This window comes from Microcystis sp. M44BS1 (genome assembly GCF_020244875.1).
In the GTDB taxonomy this organism is placed as follows: Bacteria; Cyanobacteriota; Cyanobacteriia; order Cyanobacteriales; family Microcystaceae; genus Microcystis; species Microcystis panniformis.
The window spans coordinates 1-5,237 of record NZ_JADBVM010000224.1; the positions used below are offsets into that span (position 1 = coordinate 1).

The 5,237-nt window shown below is 45.5% G+C and carries 6 protein-coding genes; 5 read left to right on the plus strand and 1 reads right to left on the minus strand.

Annotated elements, in window-relative coordinates:
* Positions 1 to 135 precede the first annotated feature (135 nt).
* Positions 136 to 1,005, plus strand: a complete 870-nt coding sequence (locus IM515_RS17585; protein WP_287627798.1) for a bile acid:sodium symporter family protein — start codon at positions 136 to 138, stop codon at positions 1,003 to 1,005.
* 207 nt (positions 1,006 to 1,212) lie between these two features.
* Complete coding sequence (locus IM515_RS17590) at positions 1,213 to 3,072, plus strand: iron uptake porin (protein WP_193959501.1); 1,860 nt, start codon at positions 1,213 to 1,215, stop codon at positions 3,070 to 3,072.
* A 47-nt stretch (positions 3,073 to 3,119) separates the two neighbouring features.
* Here IM515_RS17590 and IM515_RS17595 read toward each other — a convergent pair whose 3' ends face one another.
* Positions 3,120 to 3,536, minus strand: coding sequence for a CoA-binding protein (locus IM515_RS17595; RefSeq protein ID WP_002771573.1), 417 nt, complete (start codon positions 3,534 to 3,536; stop codon positions 3,120 to 3,122).
* A gap of 41 nt (positions 3,537 to 3,577) precedes the next feature.
* On the opposite strand from IM515_RS17595, the gene IM515_RS17600 reads away from it, so the two are divergent.
* The 3 genes from IM515_RS17600 to IM515_RS17610 form a co-directional block, all read left to right on the plus strand.
* Complete coding sequence (locus tag IM515_RS17600; RefSeq protein ID WP_287698096.1) at positions 3,578 to 3,781, plus strand: hypothetical protein; 204 nt, start codon at positions 3,578 to 3,580, stop codon at positions 3,779 to 3,781.
* Positions 3,768 to 4,442 carry a TIGR04283 family arsenosugar biosynthesis glycosyltransferase gene (locus IM515_RS17605; RefSeq protein ID WP_287627800.1) on the plus strand — a complete coding sequence of 225 codons (675 nt, stop codon included), beginning with the start codon at positions 3,768 to 3,770 and terminating at the stop codon, positions 4,440 to 4,442. The genes IM515_RS17600 and IM515_RS17605 overlap by 14 nt, the downstream gene beginning before the upstream one ends.
* A gap of 311 nt (positions 4,443 to 4,753) precedes the next feature.
* Positions 4,754 to 5,237, plus strand: a 484-nt coding sequence (locus IM515_RS17610) for a choice-of-anchor K domain-containing protein (protein WP_502881974.1), incomplete at its 3' end; no start/stop codon positions are given.

The following is a 5,237-nucleotide window of genomic DNA, read 5'->3' on the forward strand; positions in this document are numbered from 1 at the left end:
CCAAGCTTTTCTGGTCGGAACCCCCTAAGCCGAGTTTTCAAGGTGCTGCGCCGTCCACTTGGTTTTCGAGACTGGCCTTTTAATTCTAACGTAAAGCCAACCTAGAACGGCGGGGTTTCAGACCCAAAATTTCCGATGAACTCCCTTATATCTCTCGAAGTCAAGCCAATATTGCTAATCCTTGTTAAAATCACGATTTTTTCGCTGATGTTAGCCATCGGGATCGCTCTCTCTTTCGATAAAATGCTCTCCCTCTGGCGCAAACCCGCTTTACTCTTCCGTGCGCTTCTAGCTGTTGTCGTCCTAGTGCCTTTGCTGGTTTTCCTGCTGTTAAAACTATTTAACTTACCCCCAGAAGTGATGGCTGGATTGGCATTTTTGGCAGCTTCCCCTGGTGCGCCTCTAACTACCAAGCGATCGCAAATGGCGGGAGTCAGATTCCGTTACTCAGCCAGTCTCCAACTCACCCTGGCTTTACTTGCGGTTGTGATTACGCCCCTTACCTTGGCTATTTTTACCACCCTCTTTGAGAGGCTTTCAGAGAATGTAACCATTTTAGAGGTAGCCCAGCAAGTCGCCATGGTGCAGTTCTTGCCTGTCAGTATCGGGCTTCTGATGCAAAAGTTCGCCGCTAAATTGGCCGAAAAGATCGCCAAACCCTTAACTTTTATGGCTAATGGTTTGTTTTTGCTCTTAGCTATCTTAGTCGGTCTTTTGGGATTTCCTGTATTGTTGAAAGTCTGGGGATTGCCACTGGTTGCAATTCTGATTATGGTAATCGCCTCTCTAGGGATAGGACACGCTCTAGGCGGTCCCGATGATGATCAGCGATCGATTCTCGCGATTTCCTCTATTGCTCGCAATGTCGGTTTAGCCTTTTTTATCGCTATTTTGAATGACGTACAGCAGCAGGTGATTCCTACGCTGCTGGCTTATTTAATTTTGGGAGCCGTTCTGGGCGTTCTTTACTCAATCGGTCGTAAGCGCAAATTGGAGAAACTTTGATATCCTCGCCGCTGTGTCAACTCTTAGTTTTTGTTTAAGTGCCGTCAGGGGCGACAGAGTGGCCACTTTGTCAACTGGTCAAGGCAAAAAAATGAGATCGCATCTTTCCCTAAGTAATTAAGTTGTGTATAATGGCAGAAGAATAGCAAGGCTATATGCGGCATCAAACTGTGTAGTCAACCTATAAGGTGTGAGGAAAAAACCATTATGTTAAGAATGTTCTGGAAATCATTGCTGGTTAGCCCAGCAATTTTAGGGGCTACCCTGGTAGCTTCCGCTAATGCTAGTAGCTTCGATCCCGTCAAATCTACCAGTGTTTCTACCGAATTTAACAATCTAGAAATCGCTCAAGTTCAGAACACCGGTGCAGGAACTGGCGAACTACTCAATCAGATCGAACAGTACGGTAACGAAGGTCAAGTTACCCCCGTACAGGGCAACACCATCGATCAAGTCACCAGCGTCAACCAACTGCGCGATGTTTCCCCCACCGCTTGGGCCTATGAAGCCCTAAGAAGCCTTGTGGAGCGCTATGGTTGTATTGTTGGTTATCCCGATCGCACCTTCCGCGGCGACCGAGCTTTAACCCGTTGGGAATTTGCGGCTGGTTTAAACGCTTGCTTAAACGTGATGGAACGTTTAATTCAAGATGGTGTCAACGTCCTCAAGGAAGACTTAGATGCCCTCAAGCGCTTGATGGATGAGTTCCAGGCCGAATTAGCGGCGTTGGGAGCTAGAGTTGATAACTTAGAAAGCCGGGTGTCTTTCCTCGAAAATAACCAATTCTCCACCACCACCAAATTAGCTGGGGAAGTTATTTTCGCTGTCACCGATACGGTCGGTGCCGGTAGCCCTGCCTCCCAGGCCGCCATGCAATACCGCGCTCGTTTGCTGTTAAACACGAGCTTCACCGGTCAGGACGTATTAAAAACCCGTTTATCGGCCGGCAGCGCCACTCCCTTCGGATTTGATTACAAATCGACCACCACACTACAAAATGGTGATCCCGCTTCCGTCAGATTCGATAATCTGCAAAGCCCTTCCCTTTATCAAACTTGGACCGCCGCCGGTAACGGTAGCGATGTGGTTCTCGACTGGTTGGCCTACTATACCCCCATTGACTTAGGTTATTTTGGTCGCTTCAATACCTACGTCGCCGCTTGGGGTGGTATTTGGAATGACTTCGTTCCCACCACTAACCCCTTCTTTGAAGACTTCGACGGTGGTAATGGTGCGCTATCCACCTTCGCATCCGAAAACCCCATCTACCGTATCGGTGGTGGTTCTGGGGCCGGTGTTAGCCTACAGTTAGGCTTCCTCCAAAGCATTGTCGGTCCGACCTCCCTATCCTTGGGTTATTTAGCCGGTGGTGGTGGCTCCAGTTCTGCGGCCAATCCTAACCCGGGTAATGGTCTCTTCAACGGAGATTACGCCGCTTTAGCACAGATTAACGCTAACCTCTTTAACTTCTTGAACGTTGGCTTCACCTACGTTAACGCCTACCAAGGTGCCGATACCGCCATCTTCGGTAACGGTGGTTCCTTCGGTGTAACGGGGACTTCCGCCGCTAACCTTTCCCAAACTCAGTTAAACACCCTGCTCAACGTCAACGGCAACGATCCTGATAGCGTCACCCTACAGGATGAAGTCGGTTTCTTCAACTTTGGCGCGAAAGTATCCAATAGCTACGGTTTAACCGGTGCAGTGAATCTTGGTTTCGCCAGCTTGAGTGCCTTCGGTTCCTACTCCACCGTGCGCTTACTCGGTCTCGGTGATGCGGAAGTGTGGACCTACGGTGCTGGTATTGCCTTCCCCGACTTAGGTAAAGAAGGAAATATCTTAGGTCTGTTTGCTGGTGCGCAGCCCTACATCGGTCACTTAAGCTTCCGGGAAATGGGTCTAAAAGTATCTAACATCGTTCCCTACCACGTTGAATTGTTCTACAAGTACCAAGTCACCGACAATATTTCTATCACCCCCGGTGTCATCTGGATTTCTGCACCTGAACAGTTCAAAGGCACTGGTAACGAGTGGATTGGCACCCTCCGCGGCACCTTTACCTTCTAGGATTTCCTAAATTAAACCCAAAACCCCACCCATGGTGGGGTTTTGTTTTAGGCAAATAGACGCTGATATTCTATCTGGATACAAGCGTCCATAATCACATTTAAACCCGCCTCGATCGCTTTTTTTTCCGCAACTGGGTGATAAATTTTCAATTGTGTCCAAAGGGTAGCAGCCCGAATAGCAATAGCTGACTCGACAATTTCGGGTAGATAATCAGGATGACGAAAAACGTTAACAATATCCACGGGTTCGGGGATAGCCTCTAGAGAAGGATAGCAACTTTGACCATCAATTTGCTTGACCATCGGATTGACAGGATAGACTCGATAACCCACCGCTTGCAGGAATTTGGCTACCTGATAGCTGGCGCGACTCGATTTCTCAGAATGCCCGACCACTGCGATAATTTTACTATTGCTGAAAATGGTTTTGAGCGCACCATCGTCTCCTTTAATATTTGGCATTGTCCCACCTATCTTAGAACAGAGTTTCGTTTCTCATAAAGATGAAGTGTAACCTAATTTGGTATCGACTTTTGACTCCAGCTTTAGCCACTCTGAATAACTGGCAGCGATGTTTAACTTTTTTACCAGAAAAACAGTTATTACAAATCGAAATCAATCCCTCGGTATCTGTGGGAAAATTTACCCGATGGTTGCCCCTAAATTCTCTGACTTTAGTTACCTTAAAACCTGATGAATTATCTTAGTATTATCATTCCGACTCTCAATGAGGAGTTAAGAATTGCAGCAACGTTAAAACAGATAGGTGAAGGAGTAGAAATTATTGTTGTCGATGGGGGAAGTACCGATAAAACCAGAGAAATAGCCGAACAATTGGGAGCAAAAGTAATTATTTCTTCTAGTAAATGTCGTGCATTTCAGATGAATTTAGGAGCGAAAATAGCGAAAGGAGATATTTTATTATTTCTGCACGGAGATACTTTACTTCCTCAAAATTATCAAGAACAAATTATCAATACTTTATCCCAATCTGGGATAGTAGCGGGGGCTTTTGAATTAAAAATTGATGGAGAAGAAAAATCCCTGCGTTTAGTGGAAAAATTAGTTAATTGGCGTTCTCGCTGGTTTTCTCTTCCCTACGGAGATCAAGGAATATTTTTAAAAGCCTCAATCTTGGCCGATTTGGGCGGTTTTCCTGAGTTGCCAATTATGGAAGATTTTGAATTAATACAAAGATTGAAAAAAAGTGGTAAAATCGCCATAGTTTCTACTGCGGTGATCACCTCGGCAAGACGTTGGCAAAAATTAGGAGTTGGTAAAACCACCTTAGTTAATCAATTAATAATTATTGGTTATTATCTAAAAATTCCCCCGCGTTTGTTGAAAAATTTTTATCGTTTATGGTAATAAAGGCTTGCTTAAAAAGTATTTGAGGTCATTGTGCAATGTAGGGGCGCAACGTGGTCAGTGAGTTTATCGAACTGCTTGCGCCCATAATGTGACATTGTGAACATTTTTCAGCCAATATCCAAGAGAGGCAAAGACAATTATACAATCGAAGAAACCCTACCAAAGAAGAGGTTTCCATGGCGCAAACATTAACAAAAATCATCAAAAATGCGGGGGGGGTAAGCATTACTTATTTGTAGCAGGCAGTACCAGTCTTTTGAAAAATACAATCATATAATCGAGGAAACCATACCAAAGAAGAGGTTTCCATGGCGCAACCATTAACAAAAGTAATCAAAAAGGTGGGGGGGGGTAAGCATTGCTTATTGTTAGCGGGGGCAACTCTAGCCATCCTAACCCCTTTCCAAGCCGCCCAAGCAATTGTAGGGACAGGGACAGTGACAGGCTATTTTGACACCCCCATCACGATCCCTGGCTCAGTATACACGGGTATCGGAACCAACACCATCGAATGGGGAACGCCTTTCAATGATTCATCTTTTACCAATATATTGTCCTTTATTCCTTCTGACTTTACCGATCAGCCCAAGGGTCAAGACTTTGTTGCAGGGCGCTTGTATTACCGTAATGGCACTATTTTTGGGGGTACTGGGATTGATGGGGTTGATCTGATAATCAATACTACTTCCTCCGACCCAGATTTCACTCAAACATTGCCATTAAAAATCACGATTGTGAACACCCCAAATGTTGCCGATCCTATCGCTAGTGCAGATTTCATTTATTTTACGG

Coding starts and splice junctions, on each gene's coding strand:
- IM515_RS17585 (WP_287627798.1), top strand. CDS start 136: ATGAACTCCCTTATATCTCTCGAAGTCAAGCCAATATTGCTAATCCTT.
- IM515_RS17590 (WP_193959501.1), top strand. CDS start 1,213: ATGTTAAGAATGTTCTGGAAATCATTGCTGGTTAGCCCAGCAATTTTA.
- IM515_RS17595 (WP_002771573.1), bottom strand. CDS start 3,536: ATGCCAAATATTAAAGGAGACGATGGTGCGCTCAAAACCATTTTCAGC.
- IM515_RS17600 (WP_287698096.1), top strand. CDS start 3,578: ATGAAGTGTAACCTAATTTGGTATCGACTTTTGACTCCAGCTTTAGCC.
- IM515_RS17605 (WP_287627800.1), top strand. CDS start 3,768: ATGAATTATCTTAGTATTATCATTCCGACTCTCAATGAGGAGTTAAGA.